Origin of the sequence: Prochlorococcus marinus str. MIT 9302 (assembly GCF_000759975.1) — a bacterium.
Taxonomy (GTDB): domain Bacteria; phylum Cyanobacteriota; class Cyanobacteriia; order PCC-6307; family Cyanobiaceae; genus Prochlorococcus_A; species Prochlorococcus_A marinus_M.
The window spans coordinates 117,966-141,428 of the sequence record NZ_JNAM01000011.1 but is presented as its reverse complement, the minus strand read 5'-3'; the positions used below and the strand labels follow the sequence as shown (position 1 = coordinate 141,428).

Here is a 23,463-nt window from a genome sequence, read left to right as displayed (position 1 = left end):
ATATGTTATTTCTATTAATTGATGTTAATTTAAATGACTTGGAAAGTTTATTGCCCGCATTGTAATAAAAATAATTTAAAATTTAGGCAAGAACAAAAACTTGAAGGTTATGATTTCCTTGTCCCTGATTTAAAACAAAATAAAAGGGAATGGATAGATTGTTTAGACTGTAATTTGTCTTTTAGTACTCCAAGATTAACAAAAAGGCAGCTTGAGTTTATGTATGATAACTACAGGTCTGAATCATTCAGAGGGGAGAGTCCAGATGAATATTTTGATAGAATAACAAATTATCCACCTGAAGAGAGTGAAAATTATCAGAAAATGGTTTGGATTAAAGATAAAATAAATTCAAAATTTAATCCTAATAAAATACTTGATATTGGATCAGGAGGTGGAGTTCTATTACACACTTTAGGTAATATTTTTTTAAAAGCTGATTTATTTGGAGTAGAACCTACTTCAAACTTTGCAGAACTATCTAGGAAAAGAACAAGAGCTAATATAATTAATGGATTCTTTGATAATAAAACATTTAGTGACTACCAATTCGATTTAATTACTTGTTGCCAAGTTCTCGAACATATAGATAACTTAAATAATTTTGTTGCAAATGTTTCAAAGCGACTCAATAGAGGTGGATATTTATATATCGAAGTACCAGATATAAGTGATTTTAAAACTTTGGAAAAAACCCATTCTAGATTTTCAGAGCCATCTCATTTGTGGTATTTTAATGCTGACTTTTTATGCAATAACCTTTTTAAAAATGTTTTACTTTTGATTGATTATTCAGTGCTTAAAACAGTAAGGAATAGAAATAATTTGATGATCTTATTTCAAAAAGATTGAACTTCAAAAATACATAAACCTGATTTCTTATTTAATATCTTTCAAATAATTTTTAAATCCTAAAGAAATTTCCTTTTTGCCAACTAAATAATAGTTATATTTAGATTGATCATCTAAATTTAGAATTTTATTTGAAATATTAAAACATAAATAATTTTTATCCAAACTTTTATTGATTAGATTATCAAAATTATCAGAGAAAGTATATTTATGTTGTATCCCAGCATCATTGCTTTTATGTATATTAAATAAAATAAAGTCTGAGAAGAGTAGCATTTCCTTAATAATCTTTATTGGCGAATCAAAATGATCAATATAATTTACGCAAATAGTAAGTTGGGACTTATTTTTTTTTCTAATATATTTATTAATTAAATTTACATTAGGGTTTAATGTTAACAGCCATTTTAATGTACTCTGTCCGCAAATAATAGAACTAGTTCCCCAACCTACAGAGGTTGGAATATCACAAAATTCTATATTGTTAATTTTTTTATTTAAATCTTCAAAAATCTTTTTTTCAGAATTATGTACTTCACCTTTTTTTAATAATTTTTTTAATATATTTTTTACGTGACCTATAAATTGATAAATTCTAATTATAAATATAGTAAATGACTCCTGGAAAAGTAAAATTGACTCATTCAAATTTACTTTTCTTGTTATGGAAGAAATATTCTTAAGAAGTTTTGGATTTGCGTTTAAAAAACCTACTCCCATAAGAGGAGAACCAATTTCTATTACATTAATTTTTCTTCCTAGGAAATTTGAAAAATGGATCATTAATTTTGAAAAACTTATCAAATGTTTATTTTTAATTTCTCCTTTTAGAAATTGACAAAACAATTGATAAGACTTCCAGTGAAGTGAGTGTTTTGTATGAAATATTTTATCTATTTCTAAAGACAATTCTGAATGTCCTCTCCATCCAGTATTACAATCTAGGCAAAAATAAAGTGGTATTATGTTTTGTATTTTATCTATATTTGACCTATTTAATGATTTTACACTTCCCCAATAATTAATACCAGCTTTTCTTCTAGAGGAATAACCTTTAATGCTTATTTCTGTATTTTTAGAATTGCATATTGGACATCTTTCAATCATTTAAAATTCAATTATTATTTATTATATAAATAATATTTTATAGTGAAACAAAATAATTAAAAAGGAATACTAAACTATGAATCTTAAAATAAAAAAATTATCATTAGTTATTAAATTTCTTCTAAGGATTTAATGATATTGTCCGAAGGCAAATTCTTAAGCCTTAGGGTTTCATCAAGTTTTTCTAAAACATCAAAATTATCATCGATGTATTTCTTCCTTCCATTTTTGGTACTGATTTCCTTGATTTTTTCGAAGAATAATTCCTTTGGAGGATTAAGATTTATATTTATGTTCAACAGATTTCCTGACATATTCCCGTATTTTTCTGAAATGTCTATTGGATAGATTACGTGTCCCAAAGACCCAAGTTGATAAAGTACTGTAGACCTTACCCCAACAATTACTTTTGCTTTTAAGGCATTTTCAATAGTTGAATATTTTGTAAAACTTTTTGTGAAAGATATTTGGCTATGATTATAAATATCTACTTTAAAGTTATCTTTACAATAATTAGCTATTTGTCTTATGTTTGTTTTGCTTTTCGTAGCTAGAAATAGACTTAAATTTTTATTTGTCAAGATATAAGAAAGTGAAAGATTTAGAGCATACCTTATATCCTTTTCAAATTTTGTATTGCATATAAAACAAATATCATATTGAAATTTATTAATATCACATGCTATTTTAACGTTTTTAATCCAATTCTCTGTAGATAAAGATCCCACGACAAAAGCTCTTTTTGCAAAATGTTTTAAAGCATTTTTAGATTGAAATTCTGAAATAGATAAAAAAATGTCAATATATTTAAGGTTTAAATCCTCTTGTAATTTTTGATGTAAGGCACCGTTTTGGATTTGAACTATTTTAAGAAATTCGAATTTTTTACTTAAATCTTGTACCCTTTTAGATAAATATGAATAAGAAATTATTGTATTTTTTTTGCGTAAAATTAGATTTAGTAGAAGATAAATTTGATTATGATTCAAATTTAATAATGGATATAAAATATTAAAAAAGAAAAAAAAATATTTTTTAAATCCTTTTAAAGGTAAATAAATGTATCCAAAAGATTTCTTTTTTAAAAATAATCTTGATTCAAACTGAATTCTATGATTAGAAACTAAATATAAAAATCCTTTCATATATTTTTTTCCTAATTTCTAAGGATTATTTAACTTTATTATATTTTAATAACTAATAAATCTCATAAAAAAAATCTAAATACTTATAACTCTAAAGATTTAGATAATCAAAATTTGTTATCAAATAAAAAATTTTTAAGACTTAAAAACAAATTCTCTTAATTCTTCTGAATGTTTTGAAATATCAAAATTTTTCTTTATAAAGTTCCTATGTTTAATTAGTAATTCTATATATTTATCGTGATTTTTGTTTAAGTTGATAATTTTTTCAACGCATTGTGATACGTTAGGATAATAATTGTAACCAAAATCGTTATATTTAGGAAGAAATTGAATATTTGAGTTATCGCTTTTTTTATTTTTTTTCATATCTATTAATAAATAGTTGCAATCTATTGGGTAAAGTTCTCGCAGGCCATCAACTTTTGATGAAAAAGTCAATATATTTTGTATTGCCATCTCTCCAGGAATTAAACCTAATGGTTCTCTGATTGATGGGACAATACAATATTTCCATTTGGATAATCCTTCTCTTCTGTCTTTTACTCGTCCCCAAAAAATAGAATCAATATTTTTTTCTTTGCAAAGATTTTGCAAATTATTTCTTTCCGGACCGGAACCTACAAAGTGTAGCTCAACTTTTTCTTCATATTTTTCTTTTAGCTGTAATGCAAGTGCAATCAAAAAAGAGGGATTCTTGTGAAAAGCAAGCCTACCAATATAGCCAATTATTAATTTATCTTTTTTGGTCTTGTCGACTTTCCTATCAACTGAATTTTTTTTGTTATTTAAAATCTCCTCATAAATAAATATTGGACTTCTTAATACCTTTAAATTAGTATCTACCTTATAAAAATTATTTAAAAGATACTTAGTAGCGTCGCTGTTTACAATTATCTTTTTATATTTGATTATTCTTTTATTATATCTATCTTTATTTTTCTGAGGATTAGACCAAGCTGATCCATGTTCATGGTAAATAACCTCACAACCTTTAATTCTTAATAGAAAATAAATTAATATCCATTTTTTGGACAAAATAAGATTGTGAACTATAAAAATCTCTCTAGTTCTATTAAAAAAAAACTTGAAAGAAAATAATTTTTTGTATTCAATAGATTTATTTCTGTATATATCTAGCACTTCACTACCTGAATTATAAATACAATAATTTTCTGGGAATTTATTGCATAATCCGTATATGTAACTCTGAACCCCCCCCAGCGAGGAGAAATCGGCAAGATGATTTATTACTCTCATTAAGCACTTTAAATTTTAATTTACTTTAACAAGATTAAATATATATATAAATTTTTTACTTCAATAGAATTAATATTTTTAATTCAGTTCTCCTTTGGGAAATAATAATATAGGATGATGTTTTAATTAATGTATTATTAATTATGAAAGATAATTATTTAAATTATTATAGATATCTTAAAACAACTTCAATATTAGGGAAAATATATAGAAAATTTTTTCTTTACCCTCTTTTATCAAGGTTTGTAAAAGGCAACTTTATTGATGTTGGCTGTGGTTTGGGAGATTTTCTCTTTTTTGGATCAAAAGGAAGTTTAGGTTTAGATATCAATAAATTTAATGTTGATCATTGTAGATCAAGGGGGTTGCACGCTGAATTGATAAAAGATGGAAAATTTCCTGTTGATGATGATTCTTTCTCAACAATAAATCTTGATCAAGTTCTAGAACATATTATTGAACCAGATATCCTTTTAAAAGAAATAAATAGGTGCCTTAATATAGGAGGCAGATTGATCATCGGAGTACCTTGTGAGAGCGGATATAAAAGGGATCCCGATCATAAAATGTTTTATAACTTAGAAAAAATTAAAAAAGTTTTAAGTAAGTATAACTTTTCTATTTTGGTTACTTTTTATACACCCTTACCTTTAAAATTTTTTGGAAAAATTTTACCTCAACAGTCTCTTTATGTTATTTCTAAGTTAGAAAAAAAAATGTAACTTTCCTATTCCTTATCAAAGAATTATAATTTGAAAGAATTTATTAAAAAATTGAACAAACTTATATCAATAATAATAAGAACAAAAAATGAGGAGGAATGGATTACAAAATGTTTGCAAGCTGTTTTTGCCCAAAAAGATGTAAGAATTGAAGTGATTATTGTTGATAATAAGTCAAGTGATACAACATTATCTAGAGCAAAAGAGTTTGATGTAAAAATTATAGAGATAGATAAATACCTACCTGGTTTGGCGTTAAATTATGGGATTTCAAATTCCAATGGAGAAATTATTTGTTGTCTTTCAGGACATTGTGTACCTACTGATGAATATTGGTTAACCAATTTAATAAAACCTTTATCTAACAAAGAAATCGCTGGTACGTATGGACGACAAGTCCCTACTGAGAATAGCGATCCTCTAGATGTTAGGGATTTGGTTATGCTTTTTAGAAATGAAAGTTTTATTCAAAGTGTTGATTCCTTCTTCCATAATGCTAATAGTGCTTTTTTGAAGTCAACTTGGCTTGAATTTCCTTTCTGTGATGAATCTACCAATATTGAGGATAGGATTTGGGGGGAACAAATAATAAAAAGTGGATATAAAATAGCATATGTTTCTGAAGCATGTGTTTATCATTGGCATGGAGTTAATCATGGATTGGATCGATCAAGAGCTAAAAATATCGCAAGAATTTTAGATAAAATTTCGAATCTAAAACCAAAGGAAGATAATTCAAAAAATTTAAAATTCACAACCTGTTTAGCAATTATTCCTATAAAAGGAGAGACAGTAAGTTTTCAGGAAATATCTTTGCTGGAAAAAACAATTAATTCCCTTAAATCTACTAATTTGGTAAACGAAATTATTGTTACTACAGACAATGAAAAAACTGCAAAAAAAGCAGAAGATCTTGGAGTAAGATTTCTTATGAGGCCAGATAGTTTGTCAACATCTAATACTTCATTGGCAGATGTTCTTAAATTTACCCTAGAAGAATTAGAAAATAAGGGTGAATTTTATGATATTGTCGCTGTTGCTGAGGAGATTTACCCTTTTAGGAATAAAGAAATCGTCAAAAACATGATTGAACTCATGTTGTCAGGTAAATCAGACACAATTTATGCGGCTTGGGAAGAAAAGCGTATTACTTGGTATGGTACTAATGATGAATTGGAAGTATTAGGAGGAAATTCTTGGGTAATTAAAAAAAATAAAAATGAGGATAATGTATTGACTTCTTTAACAGGTTATTTATTACTTGTTAAACCCTCTCAAATAAGGAAAAAGTCACTTTTTTCATCTGTTACAGAAGCCTACGTAATAAAAGATCCCATTGCAGTTCTTGCAATACATAGCCAATCTGAGCTTGAAAGAGTAATTAATCATTTTAGAAAAACAATTAATCTTTAAAATTTTATTATGAAAATCGGTATTATTGGTCTTGGAAGAGTTTTTGATCATTATGTGAAAAATTTTCTTGATACAAAATTCTTAAACCAAAATGAACTATTTATTTGTGATAGCAATATTAAATTACTTCATAAATATTCTGAAAAATTAAATTGCAAACCTTGTGAAAAGATTGAAGAACTAATTAGCCAAAAGCCTAATTTTGTAATAGTTGCCTCACCTTCAGGACTACATTTTCAACATTCAAAAACTTGCCTCGAAAACAATATTAATGTTCTATCAGAAAAACCAGCGTGCATGAGCATAAAAGAACATCTTCATTTAATTGAGTTATCACAAGAAATGAATTTAAAGTGTGGAGTTATCTTTCAAAATAGATTTAATTCAGCGATGAAAGCGCTTAAACAAATAGTAAATGAAAATCATTTAGGTAAAATTAATATCTGCTCTATGAAATTACATTGGTGTCGTGATCAAAATTATTACTCGGATGATTGGCATGGTAAATGGGTTATGGATGGAGGGGTTATTAATCAGCAGGCAATACATCATATTGATGCTCTTCAATGGATAAATGGACCAATAAAACAGGTTTTCTCCATGGAGAGCAATTTAATAAATATTCTAGAGGCAGAGGACACTATGATGGCTTGTATTAAATATCAAAATGATAGTTTAGGTACTATAGAAGCTACTACAGCTTTTAGACCTAAAGATTATGAAGCGTCAATAACTATTTCAGGTGATAGAGGTTTTGTTAAGGTTGGAGGAGTTGCTATTAATGAGATAATTGATTACTCCATAGAAGATGTCGACAAAGATGTAATTAGCTTAATAAAAGATTCTTCTGAAGATTTCTCAACAGGCTATGGGAATAGTCATAAAAAAGTGGTAGAAAGCTTTATCGACTCATTAATACTTGATCAAAAATTTTCAATAGATATTTTGGATACCTTAAACACTACAAAACTTGTACATGCACTATACAGGAGTACTGAAAAAAGTATGCTTGTTGATGTAAATAATAATGAGTCAATCAGGCTTGGAAAATGATTGAAAACAAAGCACCAGGTAAAGATGTATCTCTAGAGGATATAAAAACCAAATTCCCTTTAGCTGCTAAAAAGGATCCGCTTCACTTCTCTGAATTTGATATTGCTGGAATAAAATTTGGACCTGATTCTGCTCCTATATTTGCGGGACCAAATATGGTAGAAAGTGAAGAATTAATAGATGATTGTGCGAAAAATCTTAAGTCCAAAGGAGCATCTTTTTTAAGAGGTGGAGCTTTTAAACCATTAACTTTCCCATACAGAAGCGACAAATATAATGAGACAAGGGAATTAGGGATTGAATGGCTTTATAAGGCAAAAAATAAATACGATATTCCAGTAATAACTGAGATAATGGAGGAAAAATTCCTCCCAATCATTTCTGAAGCAGCTGATATTTTGCAAATAGGGACAAGAAATATGCAAAATTACCCATTATTAACTGCCTGTGCAAGAAGTGGTAAACCAATAATGATTAAAAGAGGGTTTGGATGCTCATTAAGAGACTGGTTGGGGGCTGCTGAATATATACTGTTAGAAGGTAATACTAAAGTTATTTTATGTGAAAGAGGAGTTGTAGCTCCCCATACTCATAGAGAAACATCAAGGTTCTTACTTGATCTTCAAGTAATTCCTGCTGCAAAAGAAATAACACACCTCCCAGTTGTTACAGATCCTTCTCATGCCACTTTTTGGAGGCCATGGGTAAGGTCCATGGCTATGGCTTCTATTGCAGCAGGTGCTGATGGAGTCATGTTAGAGGTACATCCAGACCCACCTAATGCAGCAGTTGATCCTCTTCAATCCATTGATTTTGAAGAGTTTTCAAAACTAATTCATGATTTGTCTCGGATTGGTAAAATTGTAAATAGAAAAACAGTTGGAGAAAAAATTGTCTAAAAAATACGCAGCAATCATAGGACTTAACCCAAGCAAAGGTGCAAGGTCTCCTAAATTATGGAATAAAGCATTTTCATTTCTCAATCAAAAAACAAAAATGATTTGCATAGACATAGGGAGTGAAGAAGAAGTTGAAAGAACAATAAAAAATCTCGAAGAAGATAGCTCATTTATAGGTGGATGTATTGCTTTTCCATACAAAGAAACAATATTTAAGATTCTAGATTTTGAAATGATTGATAAAGTTTCTCAACCTATTGGCGCAGTGAATTGTTTATATAGATCAAACGATAATCGTTTGAGGGCAACAAATACTGATGGATTTGCGGCTTTAAAATCTTTCTTAAATTTAGTAAAAGAAAAAGATGTATTCCCAAAATCAATTTTGATTGGTGGTTTAGGTGGTGCTGGCAAGGCAGTAGCTTCCTATTTCTCGTCTCACTTCCTCCCAAAAGATACTCAAGTAATCTGTAGTTCAAGGAAAAATAATAGTCTTTTTTGTAAAAGTATTAATGCGAATTGGATCCCATGGCAAGATATAGAAAAAGAATTACTTAACTTTGATACTTTTGTCAATTGTACAACTTTTGGAACAGGAGAATTAATAAAAAAATCTCCTATCAGAAATTTATCCAATTCAAATTTAAAGTATATTTATGATATTGTTTATGACCCCTCACAAACTGAGCTTCTTAATCTAGCTGAAAAAAATAATATCTCATTTACAAATGGATTAGAAATGAATTTGCTTCAGGCTGCTAGAGCATTCAAATTGGCTAGTAATGTAAGTTATAGCGAAAATAAAATTGTTGAAATGATGTCATCTTAGATATTTTTTAAATCATGAAAATTGTCACATTTATTCCTGCAAGAGGAGGATCCAAAGGTCTAAAGAGAAAAAATTTGAAGCTATTAGCTGGAAAACCATTAATAGCATGGCCTGTACAACATGCATTAAGAAGTAAATATGTAAATGATGTTGTAGTTACTACAGATGATAAAGAAATAGCAGAAGTAGCAAAAGAATATGGAGCTAATATCCCATTCTTGAGACCAGAAAGTATCTCTGGTGATTTAGCAACTACTGAAGATACATTGAAACATGCTTTGGAAGAGTATGAAAAACTTCATAGTAAAGTAGACTTATGCGTGTTTTTAACTTGTACTGACATTTTTAGAAAGCCTGAATGGATTGATGAAGCAATAGAAATAATGGTTAACGATAATAAAATAGAAAGTGTTTTTTCGGGTCATAAAACTCATAAAAATTTCTGGCAAAAAAACGAAAATGGTAAATGGGAAAGACTGAAAGATTGGATGGCAAATTATTCATCAAGACAAATAAGAAGATACATTGTCCGCGAAGATACGGGTTTATGCTGTGTTTCTAGATCTCACATATGGAGAGAGGGAAGAAGAATAGGAAATAATGTTAAGGTGTTGGAAAATAATGATTTTTTAACAGCCGTTGATATTCATACAAAAGAAGATTTAAAAATAGCTGAATTACTATTAAATATGCGTTTAGCTGGAGATATCTAAATATAATTTACAAAAATTATCCTTTTTTAAATAATTCTCTTTAAAAGATTTTTTAATTGGAGATAGTTGCAATTTTTATTTAAAAATGTGTTTTCACCATAAGTCATAAAATCAAGTCTCGAAAAAAATAAATCTAGCTCTCTGAATTTCTTTTTGCATAAATTGTTTATTATGGAAATTTTTATTAATTTAAATTTTATCTTTTTACTAATTACTTTTTGTAGAGAAGTTTTGAGAATGAGCTGAATATTATTTTCATTAACTAAGTAAGAGTCAAATAATATTTTAATTTCTAAATTAACAATTGATTCAGAGTCAAAACTTATGAAGTAAATAGGACAATTATCAATATTATTTACTAGAAATCTTTCTTCATCATTTTTGCGAAGAATTTGTTCTAGAGAATTAATGTTCGTAAACTTATCTACCCAAAATCTAAGAAGAGAATGATCAAATTCTCTTATTCTTCTAAATTTTAATGGTAAGTTCAATCCATTTAATAAAATAACAATCCTTTTTGCTCCATATCCATCTATGAATATTCCTTTTTTTTTATTTAAACTAAAGTTTTTTACTTCATTCAGGATTTCGCAAGATATTTTTTTTTCATCTACTTTATCAAAATGTCCCAAGTAATTAACTTTGCCAAATTTTTTTAAAGAATTAGACAAATTAATTTGATGTTGACTCAAGCTAATTAATAAAGTAGGCAACTTCATACATTCTCTTTCCCAAGAATTTATACCTCCACCTCCTACGGCAAGATCTGCTTTAAGCATCAAATTAGTTAAAGTTTTAATTTGTATATGAAGTTTGAAATTCTTTCTTCCTTTTGAAATTTTTTTAATATCGTTCAATTTTTTATTTTTAATACCTACAACAATATCTACAGTAAGATTTTTAAATTTTTTGTCACATAATAAATTCGCTAATTTTAAAGTAAGGTTATTTTTATCTACTCCGCTAAAAAAGATTAAAACTCTTTTTAAAGAATTTTTGTTTTTTATAAAATTTTTTTTGTGAATATATTCTTTAGAAAGGATTGCAAAGTAAGGTCCAAATATAAAATTTGTTCTGGGGGATGTTTTTGATATATATGGGTTACTTTCTTCAATAATATTTTGATCTAATAATAAATCGCAAATATGATTACGATTATATAAATCATCTATGACTACTAATTTAAAGTCATTGTGTTTCGAGTATTTTTTAATTAAAAAGTTTTCCCATTCTTCGTCAATCCCGTAGTGATCAATAATCAAAAATGATGGATTGATATTGTTTTCTTCCAATATTCTTAATGTATCATTTGCATCTTCAATTTGACTACATCCTAACCAGTGCAAGTATGGATAATCCTCACTTTTTTTAATTTTCTTTTCTGCTAATGTTAAAACTTGGAACTCATTTTTAATTAAATCAATAAGATTTCCATTATGATTTCTGCAAACAAAAAAAATCTTTAAATTTGATGAGCTGAAGGATCTTGCAAGATTAAGGCATCTATATAAATGTCCAGTACCAATTTCTATTGAAGAATCAACTCTGAAAACCAAACTATTCATTAATCAACTTCTGTGAAGGAGAAGTCAACTTTAGTATTTGATTTGAAATTTCTAATAAAAGGTAATTTATAATCTTTTGCTAATTCTAAATTATCCTTACCAACTTTCAATAAAAAGGGAACCTTATTTGAAATTGCTGCTTTTACATCAATTTCGGAATCTCCTATAAAAATAAAGTCATTAATTTTATTTGATGAATTTGACAATACTTCTTTGACCACAGCATATTTATCCATTTCAGCTCCATATATTTTATGAAAATAATTTTTTAAAGAAATTTTGTTTAAAATTTTATCAATATCTTTTTCAGGCGTAGCAGTTACTAGAATATTAAGTGAATTTAATGATAAAAATTTTACCATTTCGAATGCTCCAGGAATGGGTTTGCAATCTATTACTAGATTTATCGAATTATTAGAAAATTCTTCTAAATAAAGACTTATCTTCTCTTTAGTAATTATCTCGTCTGTCCAACTTAAATATAATGGAATTTTTTTAAACCTTGATACTCCTCCATTATCTAAGTGGTGCATCATTATCTTATTTGTTGTATTAAAGCCAAATTTTTTAAAAGTTTTTTTATAAGCTTCGCCCTTTATCAAAACTGAATCTTTTATAACTCCATCAAAATCCCAAAAAATTGTTTTGTACTTAATTAAATAATTTTGAATATTATTCTCGTGTGTAATCATCTATTACATTTCTCTTAACGGACTCGGTTATTGTAGGACAAGTAAAATTTGCACCGTGAATTAATTGATAAAACAATGTCAATGTAAGTACTTCGCTTGTATGGTATTCGTCTACATCCAAAATGACAGTATTATACTCCCCTTCAATATGAGGTTTTTGGGCAGAAATAAGTGTCGCTTTACAACCTAAACTCAGAGCATGATCTAGAGCAAGACAAATATTCTTAGAGTAACCAGAGCTTGAAACACCTATAAGCATGGTTTGATTAAGATGAGATTGATCGAAACCTCTAGTCATAATTGATAGCCAATTTTTTACCCATGCATTATGAGAAACATCATTTATTAGACTACTTGCCAATATTCCACTACCAGGAGCAGTAGCAGATTTATTTGTTAACCTTGCAATGTCAATTGCACCATGATCACAAACCGCTAAATTACCTCCATTTCCAACTGCAAGTATTCTGTTAGAAGAATTAAAATCAAGTTGGCATTTCTCCCAAGTTTCTGTGTTTATAACAGTATTAAATTTTTCTTGAAAGTTAGCGAAACCAGGAATAGGTTTTATTTTAGTTTTGATTTTTTCCAAATTTTTTTATTTTATAATAATCTAAATAAAATTTTTTTTCAAATTTTTGGTAATTTATCTTTTAATTAATATTTAAACCTTAAAAAAATAACATAAAATAAAACAGTGAGATTTTTCTACGAAGATTTTAATTTATGGAGTTAGTAATAATAGTTCCCTCATTAGATTTAACTGGTCCTGTAAAAGGAGCTTTTGCAATTTGTAACTTATTGAAAAGCCATATGAATGTAACATTAATCTCTTTAAAAGGTAAAAAAAATGTCTCGAGTCTATTTGTTGATCAAATAAATATTATTAGTCTTTGGGATAAAAACTTTATAAATAAAATTCTCTTTATCAACAAGTATTGTGCTCGAAAGAAAAATGTTAAGGTATTGTCAATTTGTTTATCTGCTGACATAACTAACATTTTATTGAATTCTAAATTGAAGAAATTTTCAAGCATTAGAGGAAATTTCTTTATGAATTATAGGGAATATCCTATCGCTGGTAATTTAATAGCTCTTTTTCATTATTTAATTCAGAAATTATTCGATTATTCAATCGTTATGAACAGAAAAATGTATGGTCAAGTGGAGAGGTTTTCAAGAAAAAAACCCATCCTTATTTATAACTTTATAGATGAAGGTCATTTGGATAAATTTTTTAAACCAAAAATCATTAAATCCCAAAGAGCAACTTTTATATTTATAGGAAGACTTATAGAAAGGAAAGGAATAATGGAATTATTAGAAGCCTTTAGCAAAGTTTTATCCGTTAAAAATGCTTATTTACATATATTGGGAGATGGTCCTTTGAGCGCTAAAATAAAAAATTTTATATCTAAAATGGGCATTGAATCAAATATTTCAATGCATGGATTCATAGATTCGCCATACGAGATTCTAAGCAGTGCCGATGTATTTGTCCTTCCTTCGTATTCAGAAGGTACTCCAAGATCTTGCTTAGAAGCCTTATATCTTGGGATCCCTTCAATTTTAAGAGATGTTGATGGTAACAGAGAACTTAAATGTGGAGAAAACATAAGCCTTTTTAATGATGACTCTAAACTGCCCGAATTGATGTTGCAAAAAGCATCACAATCAAGATCAAGAGAATTTAGAAAGAACCTTTTGCCAAATAAATTTAGTAGGAAAAATAACTTAGCCTTATATTTGAAATTTTTTAAAAACTAAAAGATTTAATAGCTTAGAAACTAATTAAGACTTTTTCTTGAAATAAACTCTATTTTATTAGATATTTTTTCACTTTTTATAAATTTAATGTCTGCCAACTGCGAGAGATTTACTGAACCGGGAAGATCAATTATCTTTACATCAAAGTTTAGTAAAATTGCTTCATAACCAATTGACGTGTAGGTACAAAAAACACTATTACATTGTCTAAGAAGATTTATAAAGTGTTCATTTGTAGTTTCTAAGTTATCTAGTCCTTCTATGAGACTTTTGGTTTCATTGCTCAAGTTACTACGAGGGTGAGGTTTAAAAATAAACTTGATATTTGTAGACTTTATATATTCTTCAAGTTCAATAAGAATACTGTTTGAATCATGAAGTCCTCCAAAAATCAAATTATATTTATTTTCAATGGAACCTTTGAAATTAGATAAATAATCTAATCTTGGAATTTTCTTCATAATACTAATATTTTTATATTTAGATTCTTTATATATTTGCATAGAATAATAGTCTTCACTTAATATTTGACTTGGAAAATAGTCACTATTTTTATTACTTAATTTCGAATAATGGTAAAGCTTTCTGGTTGATGATGGACCATGTTGCATTCCTATAGTTTTTATAAATCCTGAATTATTAAAAAAGTAAGAAACAAGTCTTCCATATGGGTATTCGAATATAGTATATATTATATTTTTTGAAAATTTGTTTTTAGAAATTCTTTCTATTTTTGGAGATAAAAATAATAATCTTATATTTTTAGACAAAGAGTAAATTTGTTCGATATGAATTGAAAATGATAAATTTATATTCTTATAAGAGTAATTTTTATTTATTAAAAATATATAAGTTATAAAGATTAAAGGCATTTTCATGAATATTAAAATATAGTCGTAAAAATTTATAAATTTATCAAGCAAAATAAACTTTGAATTTAATTTTAAAAGTCTTTTTATTGATCTTAAACACTCAAACAAACTTAAATTTTGGTGCACACCATCTGAAATGATATCAATTAAATAAACATTATTATTACAATCTTGGTCAAACATAAAACTATACTTTTCTTCTTTATTTGAATTATTAAAATGCAAAGGAAATCTAGTAAGATATAAGTTAAGTTTATTATTATATCTAAAATTTTTATAAGGAATAAAATTTATTATAAGATTATAAATTATATTTTTAATTGAGAAAATTATAATTTTTATAATAACTTTATTTAATAAAAATAATTTCTTTAATGTAGATTTAAATGTCAAATGAATATTATTTAATAAATAATATTTCTTAATGAGATTATGATAAATTAATTTTTCATATTCTATTGGAAGGTTTATTAATTCAATTGAAGAAGGTTTGTATTCTTTTTTCAATATTTTTAAATATTTTATATTACATAATGCATTAAAGGTTTGATATATTTCATTACGCATAGAAGCTAAATCGCCTAATAAAAAAAGATCAAAATTAATTAAATCACTTACTTTTCTATAAATTGGCATATTTCCGATTGAATAAATCCAATTGATGTATGATTTTTTTTCATTTTCTGCAATCTCATCTAATTTTGAAGGATTATTTAATACCTTAAATCTATAACTACTTTTTATTTTTAATGAAGATAATTTATATATATAAGCTTCACCATATTTTGAGATATCTAATTCATTTTTACCATAAATAATTAAAAGAGGTTTCTTCATTTATTATTGAAAATTTTTACGTCTAAGTATCTTAACCCACAATTATTTGCAAATCCTTCATCAGCTTTTGAATCGCCAATCATTAGACTTTGATCACGATCAATTGTGAATTTTTTCTCTAAGAAGTTGAACATCCCAATTTCAGGTTTTCTGCATTCACAAGTAAATTTCAGGAAAGGAATCTCTTCTTTATAGCCAGCATGGGGGTGATGTGGGCAAATGAGAAATTGAAAAATTTTTTCAAGGTTTCTTGCTGTTAATAAGTCCTGAATTTTGCAGTGAATTCTATCTAAGGTGTTCAAACTTAATTTTCCATGAGCAATTTGAGGTTGATTAGTCACCACTACTGGGAGAAAACCTTCAGAGGTATATTTTTTATAAATGTCTAAAATCGCTTCATTTAAAAAAACTTCTTCGGGGGATGTTATATAGATCTTTTTATCATTTCTGATTAGAGTCCCATCTCGATCTAAAAAAAGAATTTTTTGAGCTCTTTCATAATTTCTGGAATAAATTTTTTTTGAAATTATCTCATTTGAAACCTTTTTGAATCTTTCTGGTGTTCCACAATCTCTAATATATTCACTTGTTACGTATCCAGATATATTAACTATTGATTTTTCTTGATTTTTCTCTATTGATTCAAAAAGGTCAATTTCATCTGAATCAAATTTCAAATTCATCGAATTTAAAAGATATTTTTTATTCATAATGTAGATTCCTGTAGCTCCAAAAAGATCATTCTTTTCATAAGTAATATTTTTAGATCTTGTAACTTTCGAAAATAAAGTTTTTACATTAAATAAAGGGCACAGCTTCACTGTATCTGAATCTTCAGGATGCTCAGTTCTTCTTACTACCAAAGTTACCAATGATTGAGATTTGAGATGTTGATGATAAATTTTTTCCAGATTACAATCCCATATCAAGTCAGGATAAACAACAATAAACTCTTCAGGTAAATTTATTGTATTTTCGAGAATTCCACCAAAATTTCCCTTTAACTTAACTTCAGTCAATACATTTAATTTTATATTCAATTTACTGCATACCTTCAAACAGTGATTTTCTATCTCTTTATTACCTTCATTAGAAATTATAAATATCTGTTTGATTCCATATTTCGCAAGTTTTTCAAATGTATAGTCAATTAGTGGTTTGCCATTTAATTTAATAAGTAATTTTGGGATTTTTGAAAATCCCCTCATTCTTGTCCCTTTACCTCCAACAGGCAATAATGCTGTATTAAGCACTTATAGGATCCTCAATCCATCTCTACATATCTTAGGCTTCAGCATTAATTTTTTGAGATTAGGTGGAATTTCATTAGGCTCTTTTTCAAATAGACAAAAAATAAATCCACCGCCACCTGCTCCTAATTGTTTTGTATAAATTGCACCTGCGTTATTTAGTGAAGTCTCTAATTCTTCAACTAGCCTAGTTCTCACCTTAGTCGCTTTTGAGATTTTGGATGATTCCACCAATAATTCAATTAGTTTTTGTTCATTAAATCTTGAATCCGTGATGTCTAATTCCTCTGCTAAATTTAGAATCTGTTCGTATACTTTTATATTTTTTTCTAATAAATGCGCTGCGATAAAATCACTACTAAGTCCTACTCTAGATTCAGTCTTAAGCAATAAACCTCTTCTTTCTATTAAATCTCTCATCCCTTTCTCCCATTCTTTTGAAGGGTATTCAACCTCTATTTCGCCAGGTTTGTATACCGTTGAGGCAAATGAACCCCATATTGATGAAATTTGATCTTGAAAGCCTATATTTTTATTCCCACTATTTCTTTCAATTGATGAAGCTAATTCAAGCAATTCCTCCTTTGAATAAACTTCATTTCGTAGATGTTTTGCTATACATTGAACCAAGCTTGAAGTAAAGGCAGCAGATGAACCTAATCCGTTCCCACTAGGAATAGAGGCAGTTGAAAATATTTCCAATCCTGGGTAATTATTTACATCGTAGTTAAAGTATCTTAAAACCTCTTTAAATATTGGGTGAATAATTGAATCAATATCATCAACAATTTCAGTTGTTGAATACTTTAATTTAATTCCTTTAAAAAAAGGTAATGAAGTACATCCAACTGTCACAAATAAATTTATTGAAGCAGATATAGTTTTGCCTTTATTTAGTTTATTTATAATATGGGGTATGTCTGTGCCTCCACCTAGCAAAGATAATCTTAAGGGTGAACTAACTATAGTTTGAGTATTCATAATATTAAGAAACCTCGTTAAGAATTGTTCTTTTATAATATTTATTAGAATCTGATGTTTCTTGATAATCGCTACTATTAATTATTTCTAGATAAAGTTTTTGTTTTATATAGTGAAAAATTATTAGTTGCATATCTTCGGCTACCTCCATATCCCTTGTGGGGATGTGTAGAAATTCATCCGTTAATTTGCTAATTTTCCCACCTTCAAAAGCTGTTATGCTCCAAGATTCAAATTCTTCAAGACAATTAAATATTTTCGAGTTGCAACATTTAATGAGATTGATCGAATTGCCCGAACCACTTAAGAAAATAACAATTGAACTCTTTTCAAGGACAGAATCTAAATATATTTTAAAAGACTCACTGTAATCAACATCATTACTAGCAGCTGTTAGAAAACACAAATTATCAAATGGTGTTGAAATTCTTGGTTTTAAACCAAGTAATGAAAAAGTTTTCATGTAGTCTCCAGCTATATGTATAGCATTTGCTGCACTTCCTCCATTTCCTAAAATAATTATTTTATTACTTTGCTTTAGAGCAATTAATATCTTATTTGCAAGATTATCAATTTTGAGAGAATCGATTGACTGTAAACTTTCAGTAACTTCTTGGGAATATTTTTTAAAAGTTTTTAAAGATTCTTTCATATAACTTTTTTAGTTAAATTCTTATTGTTTATAAGCTTTATTTATTTTGTTAATTTAACTCATTTTTGAAATCTTTTCAATTATGATAAATATGTTTTGTTTTTAGAAAATTGAATAGAGAATTAAAAATATTAGTTACTGGAGCAGCTGGTTTTATTGGTTCATCTTTATGTTTAAAATTACTAGAAAATGGACAAAATGTTATTGGGATAGATAATATTAATGATTATTATGATGTAAATCTAAAAAAGGATCGTTTAAAAAATATTGAAAAGTTATCTTTCTTGAAAGAAAAATCATGGCAATTCTTTTCAATTGCATTAGAAAACACTTCTAAATTAAATGAATTATTTGATAACTTTAAATTTGACCTTGTTGTAAATTTAGCGGCTCAAGCTGGAGTAAGATATTCACTTACAAATCCTGCGGCATATATAAGTTCTAACCTTGTGGGCTTTGCGAATATACTTGAGGCTTTAAGGAAAAATGAAATTGAGAATCTTATTTATGCTTCTAGTAGTTCAGTTTATGGACTATCAAAAAAAATACCATTTTCAGAAAATGATTGCGTTTCTCACCCAATTAGTTTATACGCTGCGACAAAATCTTCAAATGAATTAATGGCTCATTCATACAGTCACCTATATGGGATTCAATCAATAGGATTGAGATTCTTCACAGTGTATGGCCCATGGGGCAGGCCAGACATGGCACCAATGATCTTCGCAAAATCTATATTTGAAAGAAAACCAATAGATGTATTTAATTATGGAGAAATGGAAAGAGACTTTACTTACATTGATGACGTAGTTGAAAGTATTTATAGATGTTGTTTAAAACCAGCAAATAATGATCTCTCTTTCGATATGGAAAATTCTAAACCTGCGACTTCATTCGCGCCACATATGATTCTGAATGTTGGGAATAAGAATCCTGTTAATCTTAATTATTTTATAGAAATTCTTGAAAAAGAAATTGGCATAAAAGCTATAAAGAATTTTAAAGAAATTCAACCTGGAGACGTAGTGAAGACCTATGCAGATACTGATTTACTTGAAAAATGGATTAATTTTAAACCAATAACAACTTTTGAAAATGGTATAAAGAAATTTGTTAACTGGTATAGGAATTACTATATAGGTTAGATTTCAGATTGAACCATTGCCGACTTTCCAAAGATTTAAATCTGCAGCTAATACTTTTTTTTCATCAATGACAGATCGCGCATCAAATACCCAAGCAGGTTTTCTCATTTTTTTTGAAATTAAATCCCAATCGATCTTAGAGTACTCATCCCACTCAGTTAAAACGATTATTGCGTCAGCGTTAGAAGCCGCTATTTCTAAATTATCTTCAGAACACCAAGATCCTTCATAGTTAAACAAATTTTGCGACTCAATGCTTTTGAGTGTTTTATTTTCGTTAACAAGTAAATCTTTTGATATTTGTTCTGGGACAACTTTGGGATCATTAATAAATAAAATAGCTCCTTCCTCTAATAGATCTTTACAGATATTTATTGCGGCTGATTCTCTAGTATCATTTGTGTTAGCTTTGAATGCGAATCCTAAAATACAAATTTTCTTGCCCGTAACAGTTCCAAAAAGATTTTTTACAACAAGTCTTGAAATTCTATGTTGATGCCAGTTATTAAGTGATACTACAACTTCCCAAAAATTAGCAACTTCGACTAAACCAAAATGTTTTGATAGATAGACTAGATTGAGAATATCTTTTTTAAAGCAACTACCTCCAAAACCTGGGCCAGCATCAAGAAATCTGGAGCCAATCCTACTGTCAGTACCAATAGCTCTAGCAACCTCTTTTACGTCAGCGCCTGTAGCTTCACATAATGCTCCAATGGCATTAATAGAACTTACTCTTTGGGCTAAGAAGGCATTTGAGGTTAACTTAGCTAGTTCACTACTCCAAATATTAGTATGCAATATTTTGTTCTTTGGAACCCAATTGCTATAAATTTGACTAAGAGCATTAATTGCAAATTCATTTTGACCGCCAATTAATACTCTATCTGGATTCTCAAGATCGTTTATAGCTGTCCCTTCAGCTAAAAATTCTGGATTAGAAAGAACATCGAAGGTTGCTTTGGCATTATCATTTGTACTAAACATTTGATAATCTTCAAGTATTGTTTTTATTACCTCGGCGGTCTTAACTGGTAAAGTACTTTTTTCAATAACAATTGTGTGTCCCTTAGCATACTTTGCTACTTGTCTTGCGCAAGCCTCAACATACTTCAGGTCACTTGCTTGACCAGCCCCAACACCTTTAATCTTTGTTGGGGTATTAACGGATATAAAGACCATTTGAGCTTCTCTAATCTTTTCTTCAATATCACAAGAAAAATTTAAATTTTTGCATCTGGTTCTTTTTATGATTTCATCTAAACCAGGCTCAAAAACTGGCAATTTATTTAAATCATCTGAATTCCAGGCTTCTATTCTTTCTAAATTAATATCAACAACATTTACTTTAATATGTGGACACTTGTCTGCTATAACAGCCATTGTTGGACCCCCAACATACCCTGCCCCAATACAACATATATTTTTAATTTGAGTCCTCATTGTCTTATAATTTTTTCAATAATACAGGATTCTATATTTCTTTTACAATTTCTTAAAATCTATTTAGTTTTATTTAATTATTTTGGCAAATAATTATTCCTAATTCTAAAGCTTGTTTAATTAAAGAAAAAAATGAAAAATATCTTGGTTATTGGTGGGGCTGGCTTTATAGGGAGTCATACTTGTTTAGTCTTACTTGAAAAAGGTTATAAAGTATTTGTTTTCGACTCTTTTGTAAATAGTTCAACTAATGCTCTTAAAAGAGTTTTAGAAGTTAGTAAGCTCAAAAACAAAAAAAAAGACCCTTTTCTAAAAATATATAATGGTGATTTACTAAATAAGAAACTACTTCAAAATACTTTTAATGATATTTATAAAAAACATAAATTTTTAGATGGCGTAATACATTTTGGAGGATTAAAATCAGTAGCAGAATCAATTTATAGTCCTATTTCATACTGGAGAACAAATGTATTAGGTACAATAAATTTATTGGAAATAATGTCAAGATACGAAAGTAAACATTTGGTTTTTAGTAGTAGTGCAACAATTTATGGATCTTCTAAAAATTCACTTTTAAAAGAAGATTCTGAATTAAAACCTATAAATCCTTATGGTAATACAAAATTAACAGTTGAGACATTGTTAGATGATATTTTCAAATCTGGTAGAAAAGAATGGCACCTAGCATCTTTAAGGTACTTTAATCCCATCGGAGCACATTTTTCAGGTTTGATAGGTGAATGTCCTATTGGGATACCAAATAATATTTTCCCTCTGATTACAAATACTGCATTGGGGTTACAAAAAGAATTAAAAGTGTTTGGTAATGACTGGCCTACTAAAGATGGGACTACTATAAGAGACTATATTCATGTAATGGATCTTGCTACTATACATACAAGAGTTTTGGAGCATTTAATTTCTAATAAACCAAATTATCTAAAATTAAATGTTGGGACAGGTAAAGGTACCTCTGTATTGGAACTGATTAAAATCTTCGAAAGAGTAAATAAAGTAAAGGTGCCATACGTATATGTAAATAGAAGAATAGGAGATAAGTGTTCTTTAGTTGCTGATAATTCTTTGCTTATTTCTAAATTAAAAATTGTTCCCAAATCATCAATAGAAGATATGTGTCGAGACGGCTGGAAATGGAAAAAATTAAATCCTAATGGTTATTGATCTTTATTAAAGGTTCCCACCATGTAATATTTTCTAAATACCATTTGACTGTGATTTTTAGACCTTCAGCAAATTTAATTTCTGTCTTCCAGTTCAGTTCATTAGATAATTTAGATGAGTCTATAGCATATCTTTTGTCATGTCCAAGCCTATCGTCTACATAGCTTATTAGATCACTACTTTTAGATTTGTGTAATTGAATATTTAAACTTGGGGCTAAATCATCAATTAAATGGCAAATTTGCTTAACAACCTCTATATTCTTTAATTCTTGATTCCCCCCAATACAATAAGTTGAGCCAGGATTTGCTTTTTGTATAACGGTTTCAATAGCACTACAGTGATCTAAAACAAAAAGCCAATCCCGAATATTTAATCCATTCCCGTATATAGGAATTTTTTTGCCTCTGAGAATATTAGTTATGGTTAAAGGGATTAATTTTTCTGGGAATTGAAAAGGACCATAATTATTCGAGCAATTTGTGATTAATGTTGGAAGTGAATAAGTATCATGCCATGCCCTAACTAAATGATCACTAGATGCTTTGCTTGCAGAATATGGTGACCTAGGTTTGTAGGGTGAATCTTCATTAAATGGTTTTTCTTCTAAATTCAGGCTTCCAAAAACTTCGTCGGTACTTATATGTAGAAATCTCCAATGATTTGGTTTATCATTTTTTTCCCAATATTTTTTGAAACTTTCTAACAAAAAATATGTCCCCAATACATTTGTATTTAGAAATATAGAAGGAGAACTTATAGATCTATCTACATGAGTTTCGGCAGCAAAATTAATTACATGATTTATTTCAAAATTATCAAAAATCTCATCTAAAAGATCATGATCACAAATATCACCTTTATAAAAATGAATGCTTTGTTTATTGATTAAAGATTTAATTGAATTAATGTTAGAAGCATAACTTAGTATATCTAAGGCAATAATTTTATCTTCTGGATATCTTTTTACCCAATAATTTAAAAAATTACTGGCTATGAATCCGGCTGCCCCTGTAATTAAAATATTTTTAGTTTTATTTTTCATATAAGATATAGATTAGATATCCCAATATTTTATAAA

The 23,463-nt window shown here is 28.0% G+C and carries 22 protein-coding genes; 10 read left to right on the top strand and 12 right to left on the bottom strand.

The genetic code is table 11. From position 1 onward, the window contains the following. The first annotated feature begins 33 nt into the window (after nucleotides 1–33). On the top strand, nucleotides 34–852 hold the full coding sequence (locus EU96_RS02050) for a class I SAM-dependent methyltransferase (protein WP_032527169.1): 819 nt from the start codon (nucleotides 34–36) through the stop codon (nucleotides 850–852). A 27-nt stretch (nucleotides 853–879) separates the two neighbouring features. Here the strand turns inward: EU96_RS02050 and EU96_RS02055 are convergent, their stop codons facing one another. The 3 genes from EU96_RS02055 to EU96_RS02065 form a co-directional block, all read right to left on the bottom strand. Then, nucleotides 880–1,959, bottom strand: coding sequence for a hypothetical protein (locus tag EU96_RS02055; protein WP_032527167.1), 1,080 nt, complete (start codon nucleotides 1,957–1,959; stop codon nucleotides 880–882). Nucleotides 1,960–2,069: 110 nt separating this feature from the next. Then, complete coding sequence (locus EU96_RS02060; protein WP_032527166.1) at nucleotides 2,070–3,104, bottom strand: hypothetical protein; 1,035 nt, start codon at nucleotides 3,102–3,104, stop codon at nucleotides 2,070–2,072. A 135-nt stretch (nucleotides 3,105–3,239) separates the two neighbouring features. Then, entirely contained in the window at nucleotides 3,240–4,364 is a 1,125-nt protein-coding gene (locus EU96_RS02065; RefSeq protein WP_032527165.1) for a glycosyltransferase, read from the bottom strand. Nucleotides 4,365–4,507: 143 nt separating this feature from the next. Here EU96_RS02065 and EU96_RS0109375 point away from each other — a divergent pair, with 143 nt between their 5' ends. The 6 genes from EU96_RS0109375 to EU96_RS09675 are packed head-to-tail and all read left to right on the top strand — an operon-like array spanning nucleotide 4,508 to nucleotide 9,993. After that, nucleotides 4,508–5,086, top strand: coding sequence for a class I SAM-dependent methyltransferase (locus EU96_RS0109375; protein WP_052044277.1), 579 nt, complete (start codon nucleotides 4,508–4,510; stop codon nucleotides 5,084–5,086). Between the two features lie 51 nt (nucleotides 5,087–5,137). Next, the gene (locus tag EU96_RS0109370; RefSeq protein ID WP_193741351.1) at nucleotides 5,138–6,499 is read left to right on the top strand and encodes a glycosyltransferase family 2 protein; all 1,362 of its coding nucleotides are present in this window, start codon (nucleotides 5,138–5,140) and stop codon (nucleotides 6,497–6,499) included. A gap of 9 nt (nucleotides 6,500–6,508) precedes the next feature. Beyond that, nucleotides 6,509–7,552, top strand: a complete 1,044-nt coding sequence (locus EU96_RS02070; RefSeq protein ID WP_032527164.1) for a Gfo/Idh/MocA family protein — start codon at nucleotides 6,509–6,511, stop codon at nucleotides 7,550–7,552. Next, on the top strand, nucleotides 7,549–8,451 hold the full coding sequence (gene aroF / locus EU96_RS02075) for a 3-deoxy-7-phosphoheptulonate synthase (protein ID WP_032527163.1): 903 nt from the start codon (nucleotides 7,549–7,551) through the stop codon (nucleotides 8,449–8,451). Before EU96_RS02070 ends, aroF begins: the two co-directional genes overlap by 4 nt. After that, on the top strand, nucleotides 8,444–9,280 hold the full coding sequence (locus EU96_RS02080; RefSeq protein ID WP_193741350.1) for a shikimate dehydrogenase family protein: 837 nt from the start codon (nucleotides 8,444–8,446) through the stop codon (nucleotides 9,278–9,280). The genes aroF and EU96_RS02080 overlap by 8 nt, the downstream gene beginning before the upstream one ends. Before the next feature lie 14 nt (nucleotides 9,281–9,294). Next, the gene (locus EU96_RS09675; RefSeq protein WP_052044275.1) at nucleotides 9,295–9,993 is read left to right on the top strand and encodes an acylneuraminate cytidylyltransferase family protein; all 699 of its coding nucleotides are present in this window, start codon (nucleotides 9,295–9,297) and stop codon (nucleotides 9,991–9,993) included. A 26-nt stretch (nucleotides 9,994–10,019) separates the two neighbouring features. Here the strand turns inward: EU96_RS09675 and pseG are convergent, their stop codons facing one another. The 3 genes from pseG to EU96_RS02090 are packed head-to-tail and all read right to left on the bottom strand — an operon-like array spanning nucleotide 10,020 to nucleotide 12,842. Continuing rightward, nucleotides 10,020–11,558: a UDP-2,4-diacetamido-2,4,6-trideoxy-beta-L-altropyranose hydrolase gene (gene pseG, locus EU96_RS09670; protein WP_052044274.1), complete on the bottom strand. Its 1,539-nt coding sequence runs from the start codon at nucleotides 11,556–11,558 to the stop codon at nucleotides 10,020–10,022. Further along, complete coding sequence (locus EU96_RS02085; RefSeq protein ID WP_032527161.1) at nucleotides 11,558–12,250, bottom strand: HAD family hydrolase; 693 nt, start codon at nucleotides 12,248–12,250, stop codon at nucleotides 11,558–11,560. The genes pseG and EU96_RS02085 overlap by 1 nt, the downstream gene beginning before the upstream one ends. Further along, on the bottom strand, nucleotides 12,231–12,842 hold the full coding sequence (locus tag EU96_RS02090; RefSeq protein ID WP_032527160.1) for a hypothetical protein: 612 nt from the start codon (nucleotides 12,840–12,842) through the stop codon (nucleotides 12,231–12,233). The genes EU96_RS02085 and EU96_RS02090 overlap by 20 nt, the downstream gene beginning before the upstream one ends. Before the next feature lie 134 nt (nucleotides 12,843–12,976). Here EU96_RS02090 and EU96_RS02095 point away from each other — a divergent pair, with 134 nt between their 5' ends. Further along, a complete protein-coding gene (locus EU96_RS02095) occupies nucleotides 12,977–14,017 on the top strand; it encodes a glycosyltransferase (RefSeq protein ID WP_032527159.1) in 1,041 nt (346 codons plus the stop codon). Between the two features lie 20 nt (nucleotides 14,018–14,037). Here the strand turns inward: EU96_RS02095 and EU96_RS02100 are convergent, their stop codons facing one another. The 4 genes from EU96_RS02100 to EU96_RS02115 are packed head-to-tail and all read right to left on the bottom strand — an operon-like array spanning nucleotide 14,038 to nucleotide 18,609. After that, the gene (locus tag EU96_RS02100) at nucleotides 14,038–15,726 is read right to left on the bottom strand and encodes a hypothetical protein (protein ID WP_032527158.1); all 1,689 of its coding nucleotides are present in this window, start codon (nucleotides 15,724–15,726) and stop codon (nucleotides 14,038–14,040) included. Beyond that, nucleotides 15,723–16,979, bottom strand: a complete 1,257-nt coding sequence (locus EU96_RS02105) for an HAD-IIIA family hydrolase (protein WP_032527157.1) — start codon at nucleotides 16,977–16,979, stop codon at nucleotides 15,723–15,725. The genes EU96_RS02100 and EU96_RS02105 overlap by 4 nt, the downstream gene beginning before the upstream one ends. Further along, entirely contained in the window at nucleotides 16,980–17,957 is a 978-nt protein-coding gene (locus tag EU96_RS02110; protein WP_032527156.1) for a GHMP family kinase ATP-binding protein, read from the bottom strand. 4 nt (nucleotides 17,958–17,961) lie between these two features. Next, on the bottom strand, nucleotides 17,962–18,609 hold the full coding sequence (locus EU96_RS02115) for an SIS domain-containing protein (RefSeq protein ID WP_032527155.1): 648 nt from the start codon (nucleotides 18,607–18,609) through the stop codon (nucleotides 17,962–17,964). Between the two features lie 110 nt (nucleotides 18,610–18,719). On the opposite strand from EU96_RS02115, the gene EU96_RS02120 reads away from it, so the two are divergent. Continuing rightward, nucleotides 18,720–19,754 carry an NAD-dependent epimerase/dehydratase family protein gene (locus EU96_RS02120; RefSeq protein ID WP_032527154.1) on the top strand — a complete coding sequence of 345 codons (1,035 nt, stop codon included), beginning with the start codon at nucleotides 18,720–18,722 and terminating at the stop codon, nucleotides 19,752–19,754. 3 nt (nucleotides 19,755–19,757) lie between these two features. Here EU96_RS02120 and EU96_RS02125 read toward each other — a convergent pair whose 3' ends face one another. Beyond that, on the bottom strand, nucleotides 19,758–21,197 hold the full coding sequence (locus EU96_RS02125; protein ID WP_032527153.1) for a nucleotide sugar dehydrogenase: 1,440 nt from the start codon (nucleotides 21,195–21,197) through the stop codon (nucleotides 19,758–19,760). A 132-nt stretch (nucleotides 21,198–21,329) separates the two neighbouring features. On the opposite strand from EU96_RS02125, the gene galE reads away from it, so the two are divergent. Then, complete coding sequence (gene galE / locus EU96_RS02130; RefSeq protein ID WP_032527152.1) at nucleotides 21,330–22,382, top strand: UDP-glucose 4-epimerase GalE; 1,053 nt, start codon at nucleotides 21,330–21,332, stop codon at nucleotides 22,380–22,382. On the opposite strand, the gene rfbB is transcribed toward galE, so the two are convergent. Beyond that, nucleotides 22,369–23,427, bottom strand: coding sequence for a dTDP-glucose 4,6-dehydratase (gene rfbB / locus EU96_RS02135; protein WP_032527151.1), 1,059 nt, complete (start codon nucleotides 23,425–23,427; stop codon nucleotides 22,369–22,371). The two genes, galE and rfbB, sit on opposite strands and share 14 nt — an antisense overlap. Between the last annotated feature and the right edge of the window lie 36 nt (nucleotides 23,428–23,463).